The sequence below is a fragment of the Arsenophonus nasoniae genome (assembly GCF_004768525.1).
Taxonomy (GTDB): Bacteria; Pseudomonadota; Gammaproteobacteria; order Enterobacterales; family Enterobacteriaceae; genus Arsenophonus; species Arsenophonus nasoniae.
The window spans coordinates 3,525,507-3,540,681 of record NZ_CP038613.1 but is presented as its reverse complement, the minus strand read 5'-3'; the positions used below and the strand labels follow the sequence as shown (position 1 = coordinate 3,540,681).

10 protein-coding genes are annotated in these 15,175 nt (G+C 36.1%); 8 read left to right on the top strand and 2 right to left on the bottom strand.

The genetic code is table 11. From position 1 onward, the window contains the following. The first annotated feature begins 311 nt into the window (after nt 1-311). Nucleotides 312-653, top strand: coding sequence for a DUF4156 domain-containing protein (locus ArsFIN_RS17860; protein ID WP_034249724.1), 342 nt, complete (start codon nt 312-314; stop codon nt 651-653). A gap of 61 nt (nt 654-714) precedes the next feature. Here ArsFIN_RS17860 and epmB read toward each other — a convergent pair whose 3' ends face one another. Then, entirely contained in the window at nt 715-1,737 is a 1,023-nt protein-coding gene (gene epmB / locus ArsFIN_RS17855; protein WP_026823011.1) for an EF-P beta-lysylation protein EpmB, read from the bottom strand. A 45-nt stretch (nt 1,738-1,782) separates the two neighbouring features. Here epmB and efp point away from each other — a divergent pair, with 45 nt between their 5' ends. Next, nucleotides 1,783-2,349, top strand: a complete 567-nt coding sequence (efp, locus tag ArsFIN_RS17850; RefSeq protein WP_026823010.1) for an elongation factor P — start codon at nt 1,783-1,785, stop codon at nt 2,347-2,349. Nucleotides 2,350-2,533: 184 nt separating this feature from the next. Here efp and cstA read toward each other — a convergent pair whose 3' ends face one another. After that, complete coding sequence (gene cstA / locus ArsFIN_RS17845; protein ID WP_026823009.1) at nt 2,534-4,645, bottom strand: pyruvate/proton symporter CstA; 2,112 nt, start codon at nt 4,643-4,645, stop codon at nt 2,534-2,536. Between the two features lie 355 nt (nt 4,646-5,000). On the opposite strand from cstA, the gene ArsFIN_RS17840 reads away from it, so the two are divergent. The 6 genes from ArsFIN_RS17840 to ArsFIN_RS17815 all read left to right on the top strand — a co-directional run bounded on the left by ArsFIN_RS17840 (nt 5,001) and on the right by ArsFIN_RS17815 (nt 15,097). Further along, entirely contained in the window at nt 5,001-5,405 is a 405-nt protein-coding gene (locus ArsFIN_RS17840) for a CesT family type III secretion system chaperone (protein WP_026823008.1), read from the top strand. 21 nt (nt 5,406-5,426) lie between these two features. After that, entirely contained in the window at nt 5,427-7,607 is a 2,181-nt protein-coding gene (locus tag ArsFIN_RS17835; RefSeq protein ID WP_051297038.1) for a protein-tyrosine phosphatase family protein, read from the top strand. 548 nt (nt 7,608-8,155) lie between these two features. Continuing rightward, nucleotides 8,156-11,851, top strand: coding sequence for a pentapeptide repeat-containing protein (locus ArsFIN_RS17830; RefSeq protein ID WP_167876706.1), 3,696 nt, complete (start codon nt 8,156-8,158; stop codon nt 11,849-11,851). Next, nucleotides 11,788-13,395 (top strand): hypothetical protein, encoded by a 1,608-nt coding sequence (locus tag ArsFIN_RS17825; RefSeq protein ID WP_135678043.1) that lies wholly within the window; start codon nt 11,788-11,790, stop codon nt 13,393-13,395. Before ArsFIN_RS17830 ends, ArsFIN_RS17825 begins: the two co-directional genes overlap by 64 nt. 374 nt (nt 13,396-13,769) lie before the next feature. Continuing rightward, entirely contained in the window at nt 13,770-14,084 is a 315-nt protein-coding gene (gene sugE / locus ArsFIN_RS17820) for a quaternary ammonium compound efflux SMR transporter SugE (protein ID WP_026823006.1), read from the top strand. A gap of 500 nt (nt 14,085-14,584) precedes the next feature. Further along, complete coding sequence (locus ArsFIN_RS17815; RefSeq protein WP_071846875.1) at nt 14,585-15,097, top strand: Hsp20 family protein; 513 nt, start codon at nt 14,585-14,587, stop codon at nt 15,095-15,097. The last annotated feature ends 78 nt before the right edge of the window (nt 15,098-15,175 follow it).

Sequence of the window (15,175 nt, the reverse complement as noted above, 5' to 3'; positions counted from 1 at the left end):
TGACTCAGGGTTTTTTATTATCAAATTTTTATCGGTTTGCTATTTAATTCCTTAAGGGTTTGCTATCGGTTGATTACTTGCTTTAAGTCTATTTTTCACATAAGTTGATTTAATTTTGCGATAATATGATTTAACCGAATATATTTACTAGAATAGGGTAAAATGTTGTTAACACGGTGGTAGAGAAGATTGATGGTCAAACTATTTGGCTGAATATTGGGTTGTTATTGATAATAAACTTAATTTGGCAGAAAAATTCGGTAATGTAAGCGTTGATATTAATATATGGCTAAAAGTAAATGAGGAACAACATGCGAATTAAAGTATTGCTCGGTGTCGCAGTATTAGTCTTGGCTGGCTGTTCAACAACCAATAAAATTACCACTGCGGGTGAAAAAGTTCGTTTTGTTAATGCCCAGCCTGGCAGTGAATGCCAGCATTTAGGATTGGTTACAGGCACACAAAGTAATTGGCTTAGTGGCGTAAATAATGAGTCCAGTTCACTGCGTGGTGCAGCAAATGATTTACGTAATAAAGCGGCTGAGATGGGAGGAAATGTTATTTATGGCGCTAACAGCCCAACGGAAACGTTACTCTCAAGTTTTATTCCTACTGATAGTAAAATGATTGGACAAGTTTATAAGTGTCCATAACGTATGCTAAGCATGATCCTGAATAATATAGGGTCATGCGTTTAAGCATTTAGCTAAATCGTTATTGTAATTGTAAATCAATCGGTGTTTTACTCAGTTTTCCACCTATTTCTCTGGTTAATCTCGGTACCAGATAACCTGAAATACGAGTAAGCAATTCTTTCATTATGATGCGAGCCTCTTCATCCGTTACCATAAAATGGGCAGCGCCTTGGACTTTATCTAATAAATGTAAATAATAAGGTAGTATTCCATTTTCAAACAGTTTATTGCTTAATTTAGCTAGACTGTCAGCATTATCATTAATGCCGCGTAAAAGTACACTTTGGTTTAATAAGGTGACATTTACCTGTTTTAACTGTTCCATTGCATGGCTAAACTCGTTGTCAATTTCGTTGGCGTGATTGATATGAGTAACCATAATAACCTGTAGTCGAGAAATATTGAAACGCTGGCAAAGTGTTGTGGTAATACGTGCAGGAATAACCACCGGTAATCGGCTATGGATCCTAAGCCGTTTGATATGGGGGATAGTTTCTAACCGTGACATCAACCAATCTAACTCATGATCTTTTGCCATCAAAGGGTCGCCACCTGAAAAGATAACTTCATTAAGCTCAGTATGCCGTTGAATGTAATTTAATGCCGTCTGCCAGTTTTGTTTGTTGCCTTTATTTTCTTCATACGGAAAGTGACGTCGGAAGCAGTAACGGCAATTAACGGCACAGCCTCCTTTCACTAATAGTAGGACGCGATCCTGATATTTGTGCAATAGTCCAGGAATTGGACTATGGTGTTCATTTAATGGGTCAGCTGAAAATGTTGGTGTAAGATTAAATTCAGATTTTAAAGTAATAACTTGCCGTAAAAGAGGATCATTAGCATCACCGATCCGCATTTTTGCGATGAAAGGGTGGGGCACACGTAGTGGAAATAAAGCACGAGCGGCACTGCCGGCACGCAATTCCGGGTTATTTTGTAGTGACAGTAATCGTAGCAATTCGTCAGGATCAGTGACAGCTTCTGCAAGTTGTTGTAGCCAGACTTCTCTGGCGGGGCTTTTTTGAGTTACAATATTAAACATTTTTTGGCTATGCCATTTTTACTTAAAAAAATTTAGAGGATTTCCATGGCTACCTATAGTACCAATGAATTTCGCTCAGGTCTTAAAATCATGTTAGATGGCGAGCCTTGTGCAATTGTTGAAAGCGAATTTGTCAAACCAGGCAAAGGGCAAGCGTTTGCTCGCGTACGGATCCGTAAATTAATTTCTAATAAGTTATTAGAAAAAACATTTAAGTCAACTGATTCTGTCGAAAGTGCTGATGTTATGGATCTGAACTTGACCTATCTATACAATGATGGCGAGTTTTGGCATTTTATGAATAATGAGACATTTGAGCAACTAGCTGCTGATGAAAAAGCGGTCGGTGACAATGCAAAATGGTTAATTGATCAAGCCGATTGCGTTGTTACATTATGGAATGGACAGCCTATTACTATCACGCCACCGAATTTTGTTGAACTGGCAGTGGTTGATACCGATCCAGGTTTAAAGGGGGATACAGCAGGTACGGGCGGAAAACCGGCAACATTAAGTACAGGCGCAGTGGTAAAAGTTCCGCTATTTGTGCAAATTGGTGAGGTAATTAAAGTTGATACCCGCTCCGGTGAATATGTTTCCCGTGTGAAATAATATTTAGCTCATCTCCCACTTTTAGTTGTAGGGTGTTTGTTAACAACCAATAGAGTGATAGAACCGTTATTTTTTATTGCTAATAATAGCCTGAAATTTTCAGGCTATTATTGTTTTAGCGTTATTTTCTATTATCTTAATTATTGGTTTGTCTATTTGCTATTAGCCATTAATAAGCATGAGTTTAGATATTAATAATTCGCTGTGAATTAACGACTACATTCTCATTATTTATTGTTAATGCTAGGTAGGGCGTTTCACAGCTGGTTGGGGTAGCTGATTTTAGTGCGGTTAAAATCGTTCTGATTGAAAACAATGCTAATATCACCACCGTGATCATAAAGAAAATAGTCAATCCTGCATCCACGCGATTATTAAAAACCAATTGCACTAACTGGGATTGGCTGTAGTGGGGCGGAATATTGCCGCTATTGATTAGCGACTGAAATTTGTTGGCAATAGCCAAAAAACCGATCTTACTGTTTTTACTAAATATTTTTTCCCAACCAGCTGTCATGGTACAAATGATCAGCCAACATGTAGGTAATAGAGTTACCCAAGCATAGATGTGTCGTTTCATTTTAAATAAAACGACGGTGCAGAGCATTAACGCCATACTTGCTAATATTTGATTGGCAATACCGAACAGTGGCCATAATGTATTAATACCGCCTAATGGATCGACTATGCCTTGGTAAAGGAAATACCCCCACGCCAATACACAAAGTAGGGTGGCAATAATATTGGCAGGTAATGAATCTGTTCTTTTCAGTGCTGGTGATATAACACCTAATAAATCTTGCAGCATAAAGCGCGCCGCTCTTGTTCCTGCATCGACAGCGGTTAAAATGAATAACGCTTCGAATAGAATCGCGAAATGGTACCAGAAGGAGACATTAAGTAAACCGCTAAATGCACTATGTAGTATATAAGCCATTCCGACAGCCAGGGTTGGAGCACCGCCTGCCCGTGAAATAATCGATTGTTCTCCAACTTCATTGGCAATGTTGGTTAAGGTTTCTGGTGTAATATGAAATCCCCAGCTACTGATGATTTGCGCTGCGGAAGCCACTACGTCCGTGGTACCAACAGGCGCTAACATTAACATTGGGCTATTCATCGCAAAATAGACAGCTGGATCGATGATACAAGCCGCGATTAATGCCATGATAGCTACAAACGACTCCATTAGCATACCCCCATATCCAATTAAACAAGCCTGATTTTCATTGGCTAACATTTTTGGTGTGGTACCTGATGCAATCAAAGCATGAAAGCCTGAAACGGCGCCACAGGCAATGGTAATAAAGAGGAAAGGAAATAGTTCACCAGACCATACTGGCCCATTGCCATCAATAAACTGGGTTAATGCGGGCATTTGTAACGTAGGGCCAGTAATGATAATACTGATAGCCAGCCCAATAATGGTACCAATTTTTAAGAAAGTTGATAAATAATCTCGCGGCGCCAATAGTAACCAGATTGGTAATACTGACGCGATAAAGCCGTAAATGATCAATAACCAGGTTAGCTGAATACCATCGAAATCGAAATAATAGGCCCAATTTTCACTTTTAGTCAGCCATTCACCTGAAAGAATAGCAAAGATTAAGAAAGTAAAACCAATAATTGAAATTTCACCAATATGCCTAGGACGAATATAACGGTTGTATACCCCCATAAAAATGGCTAGTGGGATGGTAAAGGCCACAGTGTAAGTTCCCCATGGGCTATGGGTTAAGGCTTTTACGACAATCATCGCTAGAACAGCAAGAATAATCACCATAATCATGAAGCAGGCAATAAGAACTGTTATCCCTGCGATATTGCCCATTTCTGTTTTTACCAGTTCGCCAAGTGAACGCCCATCACGGCGAGCAGAAACAAACAGCACCATGAAATCCTGTACGGCACCAGCAAAGACAACGCCAGCCAATATCCATAGCATACCAGGCAAGTAGCCCATTTGTGCAGCAAGTACGGGTCCAACTAACGGGCCAGCTCCGGCAATGGCGGCGAAATGATGACCAAATAAGATTTTTTTATCTGTAGGCACATAATCTAAGCCATCATTATAACGCAGAGCGGGTGTCATACGCGTTGGATCGATGCGAAGAACGTGATTGGCGATATAGCGCCCATAGTAACGATAGGCAATTATGTAGATACAAACTGCGGCAACAACAATCCATAAGGCATTAATTTGCTCACCTCGATTAAGGGCAATATAACCCAATGAAAAGGCACCCAGCAGAGCAAAAATAATCAAGCTCAGCGGTTTAATAACGTTATTCATATTAGCTCCATCTAATGGTGTTATTAGTAAAAAAGCGGTGATCGCCATTTTTATAATCTATTTTGCTTGATGTAACAATTATTTTGCATAATTGTTAATTTGATCACTTTCTATTAGCTATAAAACAGGCGAGTTGTATCGTTTTTTATTTGTAACTAATAATTATTTTCTGTAAAAGGGGATGATTAATAATAATTAATTTTTTAATGTATAAATGGACTATTTATTCTGCTTTATTAATTTAGATTGAGCGGAATTAATTAGCACTTTTTTATTTTATTTAATAAATAATGAGAATAACGCTAAATAAAAGCGGTGAGTAAAGAAGTTATTTATCGATAAGAGGTATTGTTTAGTGCATCAACTTGCTATTTTCCACCAAAAAGTATCATCACTTTTTAATCATATTGGCCTTGAGCCAATAGAAAAAACATCCAAACAGGAAGCGTTTAGTTTAACTATTGATAATAATTTTCGTTTTTATCTAGGGTTAATCAACCAGTTTGATTGGTATATTTTTACTGATTTAGGTCATATAAATGAATTAACGCAAAAAAATATTACCCTGTTATCTTTATTGCATTTTAATAATTTGACCCAGCTACGTTGGCAACCCGTTGCCGTACTTAATCAAGAACAACATCTTATATTATGGGTAAGACTGCCTTTATATGAGATCAACGAGTATGAACTTGTTGATATTTTTGAATTATTACTTGAAAAATCAGAACAATGTGTAGCTGAAAAAATAATAGTTTAACTTAAAGTAAGGGGTTTTATCATGCCTAATATTTCACCGATTTATAGTAATATAACACCAAATATCAATTATGCCTCAGATGAGGCATCGAGCGGCCAAGCTGGGACACAAAAAACTAATTATCAAGGACGTAATATTGTAAAAGACAGCGAATCGACGTCTGTTTTATTACGGAACAAGCCTCATCTTAATACTGAAACGGATCCAGACAGTAATAAAACTCGACGTCATGGTGGTCTTAATTTTCAGATTGATGAAACACCACCTGAACTTGCACCAAAACCTACTGTGGTGAAAAATAAGTTAATCGAGCCTCCGCAGCTTTCTCGTCAACCAACGTTAGGCACAAAAGACACTCTGGATATACCAGCACAAAATAAATTGCGACCTGGTGAAGTTAATACATTAATGTCATCGACGTCGGTAAGCACAATTAACAATGATACTGGCAATCTCGCTAGCAAAAAAAATGATAAACCTTTGTTGGCTAAAGCAACTCGAGTTGAAGCGCCGGATGGTAAGATAATACCCGCTAATCGTGTGCAAATTGGCAACAAAAATGTGGCAATGATTAGTGAATATCCTAAAGCAGAATATTTAGAAAGTTATTTTAAAATGCTAGCTGATAATCAAACGCCAATACTGGTTGTATTGGCATCAAATAAGGGCATTGCGGCGGAAGGTTTACCTGAATATTTTAAGCAAAATGGCCAGTATGGCAGTGTATCAGTTCAGGTGGAACAGAATAAGAAAGATCAATCTGTAAGTAAATTTTGCTGTGATATGTATCAAATAAAAATTACCCAAGGTAACCATGCATATGAACTGCCTGTTATGCATATTAATAATTGGCTAGGAAAAAATAGTATCGATAATGAAGGTTTAAAAACTATCGCTGATTGTATTAATCTAGCCAGTCAAGAACATTCGACCGAGCTTTACCAAAAAAATAGTCAAGCAATATATGATCCCAATAAAGTATTACCTGTAATACACGGTAATAAAGGATATGAGCGCTCCGCTTTTTTGGTTGCTGCAACTGAAGTAGCTAAACCTAATAATAAATTGAGTGTAGAAGAAATTGTCAGTGAAATAAAAAATTCCACTAGCGCAAAAATATTAAATCAAGAAACACAGCTACAGTTACTCAAGCAATTTGAAAAAGTAGCGGGCAATTACACTAGAGAGAAAAGATCCTCGGCTAGGATGGATGAAGATACCGTTAAATCAGAAAATACGATTGATACAGATACGCTACCGGCAAAATTAAAACGTATGTTAAGTGACCCAGAGGTACCTGCCGTGGCATTACCGCTACGTACATTGTCGGTAGAGGAGCAACAACAAGCCGCTATATTAGCTAAAGATTTATTTCAACGCTTAAAGGACGAATTTAGTGATGCCAATATAGACAAATCACAATATATTCAGAAGATTGAGAATCAACGATTTGGCAATATCTGGACCGCACAAGAAACGGCGGTGACCGCCCCAAATGGTCAGCTGCTAGCCGCTAATCGGGTACAAATAGCGGGTCAAAATGTTGCTATTACTTGCCAATATCCAAAACCTGCATCACTGCAGGATTATTTTAAGATGTTGGTGGCTAATCGGACACCTGCATTAGTTGTATTGGCATCAGACAAAGATATTAATCCAGAAAAAGGCGTGGGATTACCCGAATATTTTAGACAAGACAACCAATATGGTGATGTTTCCGTGACGGTAATTGATAAAGGTGAGGGTAAACTGGCTGACGAATTGGATTATCATGACTATTTATTGCATGTCACCGATCAAAGTCAAAATATTAAAGTCACTATCCCTGTTATTCATGTTTCTAATTGGCCGGATCTAACGGCTTCAGGTAATGAAGGATTAAAAGAATTAGCAGAGCATGTTAATGTAGTTGTCGATAAAAAAATTAATTTTTATAAGGAAAAGGGAAGCAGCGCGATAAATGATGAAAATAAATTATTACCAGTAATGCATTGTCGAGCTGGCGTTGGGCGTACCGGTCAACTACTTGCCACCATGGAATTATTAAAATCAGAAAGTCAACAAAGTTTAGAGAGTATTGTTAGAGATATGCGTACGACACGTGATGGGAAAATGGTTCAAATATCTGCGCAAATGCAAACACTGGCTGTGTTAGCTGAACAATTAAATAAACCAATAACCGATAATAAGTTGCAAGCATGATTTTAGGTTATTGATTTAATTTATTAAAGCAATAATAGTTGCCTGTACATATGCTGTTGCTGGTTTTTTACTCTCCTCCAATAGCGGTTAAGTACAGGCCTATTTTTTGTTGCCAACTGCATTTTCTGTATAAATTAAATGTGGTAATTTATTGATAATATTATGGTAAAGATGTTCGATAAAATAAATCGTTCTATTCTAATAAACTCAACGTCTATTTCATCCACGCTTTTTGTGCTTTAGTGGTCTAAAATTCATTATCCTAACCAACCTTGTCGTTGTTATTGACCATGTGACAGGCCATTTTTAACTTCCCTCAAGCCATCACGGTAGGTTATGGTCATTAATTTTATGTAAATAAAATATTAAACCATGCTAAAACAACCAATTAACATCAAGTAATTGATTGATGAAATATTATTTTGTTAATTAATATGATCGTTTTTTGTTTTTATCTGTAAATTGTTTCAAATATGATTTATTTGTTAAATTTTTACATGGAATTAATAATGATAATCATAAATCACGCTTTCACATCGCCAATCTGGATGACATCGACATTAGACAATAAAAAAGAGATCGAAACGAAATTAAATCAAGCAAATGCAGCGGGGTATCCGGTACATTTAATAGATAATGAGCAAGAAGAGAAAGGAAAATCATTAACTTGGTGGCCAAATAATAATGATAGCGCTATTTTTAATAATCAATCTTTTGATAATCAAAAAATCAACTTATCAATAACAATTAACGAATTTTATAATATTGCCCATGATGAACAAAATCGACTTTTACGTTTACTGTTAATTAAAGAGGGCATAATCAATCATGATAAAAAGGCTATACCAGCAGGTGAACTTGTTAATCATGTTATTAATTATGTTGCACGCTGTAAAAATGATAATAGCAAAATATCTGAACTTGCCCGATTACTGTTAAAACCGCTTGGTCAATATGGATCTGGTCAGAACGAGCAAATCACAGCTATCCATAGCCAAACCGTTATTGCTAATTGGTTACAGCAAGCGGTATTTAATACGTCTGCTGATAGTTGGTTGTTAAAAAAAATTTGTGATATCAAATTACAGCAGCATTCTCTATTCCATCATGACAATTTGAAACAAGGAGTATTCAATCAACTCAATAGCCACATTGAAGTTAACCAACTGTCTGCTAATGTTGGTGATTATTATCAACAACAGGTATTAAGCCACATTATGCCAACATTGTTTTTGCAGCCGAAAAATTCTTATGATCAGCAAAGATTGCAAAACATGGTGATTAATCAGCCGGAATGGGGATATCTGCATGCAGGAACAGCATTATTAAGCGAAAGTGGTGCTGATTTTAATAGCATGAGCCTGGATCAGATTATTAATATCGGTATGTGGCTAGAAACTATGTTGTTAGAGGAAAAACTACCTGTTGAATATATTCAATATTTCAAATTACCCGCCTTGATCCATAGTGTATTAAAAAATAACTATCAACAAATCACACATGAGATTGATAAAGTGAAAATGCTCTCGATTTATCATATTTACTTTGACCATCTAACGCAGCATAGTAAAAATAACCCTTTTGTCCAATGGGTTCAACGTGTTAATAATTGGAAAAGTCGGCAGGAATTGGCTCGCCAACAATTAATAGAGCATAACGTTGAGCAGACATGGTTAAATAACTATTTGTATAAAAATAGCGATGTTAAATATCATGACAGACAGGGTAACGCAGTAGTATTACCCAATATAGATAAGGTTTTTAATAATCAAAATCAACAGCTGGCAGATATTTTTAAGCAAACGGAGTTGACACTTTTACCTCAGGTTTTTAACGCTTTCAGTGAAGCAGAACAGCAATTTATTCAACAAGCTCAAATTTATCTAGTAAAAGCTGAATTTAATGCTCAGGGCAGTGTAAGGAGCGCACCACTTCCGCCACCAGCAAGGCTAGGAATGGTGGCTTCTGGTGCATTAATTACCCGTGTTCCTGATTCAATTGATATGCTTAAATGTATTTTTAATGGAGAAGAACGTATTTATGCATTGCAAAAGCAAGCCAATACCGAAATAGGGCGTTATCAGCTATATCGGGTCGATTATGATAAAAAAGCCATCCTGGATCTGTTTCCTCACGATCATAAAATTCGTGACGATGATGATTACCAATTAAGACTGCATGTTGATTCTTTGCTAAAACAGGCGGATGAGAAACCACAAGTTTTACTCAGTAGCTTATCGACATTACATCGCAATAGGCTAGCTGAAAAATTGCAACAGGAAGGTTATCAGCCCACTATCCAGCAAAAAGTTGACACTTTTTTCTTACATCTTATTCCTTTCTATACCACAATCACTGAAGTGCGAAAAGGTAATACCGGCCAAGCGGTTGGCGCTGCCTTATTTGATGTTAGCGGTTTTTTCCCTTTTCTCGCCAAAGCGGCTCATATTAGCAATCGATTTAGTATTGCGGTAGGGGAAGCAGCCGTTAATGGTCTTCAAACCGCATTAAAGCAGGCGACACTCCGCCAGGCATTACATCAAGGTGCTAAGCAATTACTTAAATCGGGTATTCCTCATGTAACAAATAGTTTGCCTGCCAATCTTTTTGCTGAATTAGGCACTGCTTTTTTGCGTAGTGCCGATCCAGGATTTGAGTTGTTGGCATCGGGTGGCTTAAAAGGGATTCATGCTTTAAAAAAAGTGGCAAAGCAGAGCCAACAGCAATTGAGTGGATTAACTCAATTAGTCGAAGCGCTGGAAAAAAAAGCAAATGATTTCCCAGTGGCTCATAGTGAGCGATTTAAAATAGAAACCGCTTACCACCCTGCACAGTTAAAAGAAGTACCAGTCACAAAGATTGGTCGGCAATCGGGTAAAGATATTTACGTACAGGTCTATCCAGAAACTGGGCAGCCATTTGGCAGGAAGTATTTGCGTGATACTGCAGGTAATTTGGCGTTAGCACCGGTTCCAATAGGAGAAAGACTCTATCAACTAAAAATCCAAGGGTTGGGGGGTAAGGGCGCAAAAATGGGTGCTAAAAAATTAGCAGCTCAATCAAATACAGTTCAGTTAGAGCAAATATCTTTGAATGAATTGAAAGAGTTATTACTAATACAACAAGAAAATACGATTATCGATTTATCCAGCAAGAATTTGCATAATATCGATTTTTCCACGCTTTTTGCTGAAAAAATCGATCTCACTTTCGTTAATTTTTCCGATGCTAACTTATCCGGCAGCAACCTATCAAACCTTAATCTAACTAACGCGACGCTACATAAAGCTTCTTTAAATGGCGCTATTTTGCATCGCGTCAACTTAAATAATGCTAATTTAATAAGCGTTGATCTCTATAGGGCGATTTTAAATGATGCGAAGTTAAATAATGCAAACTTGTTAAGAGCGAATTTAAAAGAAACTAATCTGGTGAATGCTGATTTAATCAATGCTGACTTAACTCAAGCGACTTTGAGCCATACTAATTTGATGCATGCTAATTTGGCCCATGCAGATTTGACTCAAACTGATTTAAGCCATGCTAATTTGCAACAAGTATCTATTCATGGTACTAACTTCTCTGGCGCTATTTTAGATAATACGATTGATAATTTTACCCTTTCTTTGCCTAGTAAATGGAATGAGCATAATCTAGAGTTTGAGCTTAATCATTTTAATCCTCAAGGGAGAAGCATTCTAACCAGTATCGATAGTATTGATGATAAATATAGCCAACTAAAAACCAAATTGGCGTTGCAAGTCATTCATTCTCTAGAGCACTCTACCGTTAATCTTACCAATGTGACGCCATCACTATTGGATATTTTTAGCAAAGCGCTATTTATAAAAAATCCAGAAATCAATAATTTTGTCGATAAACTAATAGAAAATTATTTAAAAAAACCTTCATTGCAATTAATTAATAAGCTAGAAGCGCATCCAACAATGATCCCTGCGTTTCTCAATTATTTTGATCGGCAACCCTATCTGATGGAGTTAGCTAAATATAATGATGCTTTTATTCAAACGCTCATAGCGACCAGAACGCAAGGTGCGGATTCTATTAAGATCACCGCAAACAGCTTATATAAAAAATATTTGCATTTGCCTTACATTCAACAACAACTCCAACATGCGGAAATTAAAAGGCTGTTCGATGATCAGGCCGGTAATGGAGATTGGACAAAAAAGAGACTGCTAATTATCTGTTATTGTCGCCAACAAAAGCAGGAAGAGTATTAATTGTTTCTGAGAAGGAGCTCACTCAAATGTTACATCCCAATTTGCACACTAATTGGAATAATATTGCTCTTTTTCAGCATGGTAAGCGTTTATCTCCGACAGAATACAGTTTAAGCCAATGTTATAAGCAAGACTTTCCACTATTTTCCCATCTATTCCCCCATAATGGTTCTGACGCGTTAATGAAGAAAAGACCGATTAGTTTCAAGTCAGGGAAAATTGTACAAAAAGAAACGAATGGCGCTTTATATACTCGAGCCGCCCAATATATTGAATATAACAATGAATTATTTCGAGTAAAAAATCCTTTTTATAGTAATTATGTGGCAGCCGAAGAAGTGATTATGGGGGGGATTTTTAGTATGACAGGATTAGATGCTCCCAGAATGCTTTTGTGTAATGATTGCGATGATTTTTTTATTTTTAATAAGAAAACAAGAGGCGATTTTCAAGATGGCAAAAATTTATCCAGCTTTGCTTGTGTTGCCTCTCAAGTTGAACCAAGTTTCAAAGACTTAGGTGATTTTTTGCTAGATGAAAAAATGATGATTGAGATAATTAAAAAATCAGCAATAGAAGAACTTTTGTTAGATAGTTATATAAAAAAAAGCGTTGTTAAATATCAGTCTTTAAGAGAAATATTTAATAAGGCCGATTGTGAATTAACAAATATCCTGCAAAAATATCCTAATAAAAGCTATTTAGCTAAGCCTGATGTATTAGCTCAAATAAAAAATAAAAATTTAATAAAATTTACTATGTTAGAGGAAATGAATAAACTGCTACCGCAAAAATTGCGCGATGAACAACTAAAACATTTTTTCGTATCACGATTATTAAATAATTGGGATTATTTAAATTTTGCATTCTGTAATTTTGGCTATTTTATTGATAAGCGTATTCATCCGACAGAATTTAAAGGTATGACGGTAGATTTCGGTGGTTCTGGAACTTTGGGTTTTGGAGGGCTTGCTAAAAATGAAAGCTATCAACGAGCTATGCAGGGTGCTCGCCCAGAAAATCCATTGGCTTCGACTAGCCTATTTACGGAAAAAGATGCTAATTTTTCCAATAATCTGCCCGATTCATTAACAGGTATTAGCTCAGTTCCTCGTAGTCGTCCTTTATTATCAACAATTAGAGGACAAGTTGCGGTAGAAAATAATATTTTTGAAGCGAAAGATTTCAATAATTTCAACAAAGAGTTAATGCCTGCTTTAGAGGTGGCGTATCGGCTCCAGGTATTACCAGATCACGCAATAGAAGACTATCTTCATGAAAACTGGTTGATGGGAGAAAAGGATTTTCCTTATCGTGGTAAAGATAGCAAATACAATATCGATACTGCAAAAATCATAGCAATAATAAAAGATAGAAAACGATCTTTTATTCAATACTTTGGGCAAGATACAATTAAGCATTGGGAACAAAATAATATATTGCAAGCTGCAAAAATAAGAATTGAGATTGCTGATAGTCTGAAGCGTTTAATGAATAAAATATATACTATTCAACCCGTATCAGCGGCTAGCCAGACGGTTTAATCAACATGCATTAATTATAGCCAGTTTTAGTTCCCGACGGTTATAGACTTCTATAGAGTTTAACAAAAATGACAAGCTGCCAGGGGCAGTGCTGTGATTGCCCTGGTGGATAAATAAGGATAATTTATTATCCAGAATGCGACAAAACTAAGCAAGTTGGCTAAGATTTATGACACCTTTGCAGAAAATAGTAACAGAAATAGAACATCAAATTTTAATTAAATAAACTAATCTTCAATGGCAATTAAGTAATCATACATAATGTTGAAGTTATAATACTGCCTGGTTATAATTTTTTCAGTTTCATCTGTTGCTCAGGACGACCTGAGAAATAGCATTTTATTGGGGACGACCCCGAGTGATTAGGAGGAATGATGGCCTGGTTAGTTTTATTGATAGCCGGTTTACTTGAAATTGTTTGGGCAATAGGATTGAAATATACCCAAGGATTTACCCGATTAACCCCCAGTATTATCACTTTAGTAGCCATGTTGTTTAGTATAGGGTTATTAGCTTATGCAATGAAAACGCTGCCTGCCGGTACGGCATATGCTATTTGGACAGGTATTGGAGCGCTTGGCACGGCGACAATTGGGATTATTTTTCTTGGTGAATCGGCAAGTTTATTCCGCTTATTAAGCCTGGGACTAATTTTTGCTGGGATAATTGGTTTAAAACTGGCAAATTAAATTTTAAGCTATTCATTATAGATAAATTTCTATTTTGTTATGGCGGATTGATAAGGGGCGTGGATATTTATTTATGCCCCTATTATTTAGTGCTAAATTTCATTAGTTGTGGTCAATATTTCATTTTTTTTTAAATAAAAAATGAGCTTCATCAGCACAGATAAATTTATTCTATTTTAGGATCACTGAAAAGAAGGGCAATAAACGCTGTGTTTCCTCTGGAAAAAAAGCAAGTGGATTTTTTGTAATTTGTGGCAACCAAATTTTGTTAGCGTCAGGATTAATTGCTAATTTCTTAATTGAATCTTTGATTGATGATGATATTAAATTAAAAACTAGTGAATAAAACCCTACTGAATAACTAACTGTTTATTCTGTGTTTTTATTTACCAGTGGATTTAAATTGTAATAAATAAGTGGAAAAATCCGCAGTAACTCCTATAAGAATAATAGAGAACAACGTTCTCCACGCTTAATTAAGTTATATTAGGAGGTCTATTATGATTCGTCCATTAAGTTTATTTCCAGCTTTAACAAATGATTTGTATTCTGACAGATTTGATAAGATAGATAAGTTATTTAGTCACTTAACGGGTGTTAAGCCACTAGCATTGCCAAGTGAATCCTATAATTTAAAGAAAATTGATGATAGACATTATGAACTAATAATCAGTGTGCCAGGTTTCACTGAAAATGAATTAGATGTTTCGTTTTCTAATGGACAATTGTTTGTTGTTGGTGATCATAAAGAAGAAACACCAAAAAAAGGCGAATGGCTGCATCAAGGTATTTCTCATAGATCGTTCTCTGCCCAATATTCGTTAGGTAAAAATGCTAAAATTCAAAGTGCTGAATTATGTGATGGCTTACTTAAAATTCTTCTTGAATATGAGATCCCAAAAGATGAGAAGGTAAAAAAAATTGCGATTAAAAAAGCTAAGAAAAATGAGCCTAAAAAATTAAAAGCAACAAAAAAACCTTCAGTGCCTAAAAAAACAAAAACAGCTAAATAATTTGCTTAAAATTACACATTACTTAATTAACTTAAGCTGGAACAAATAAAAGCCTCGCTAATATTATGTTGAGGCTTT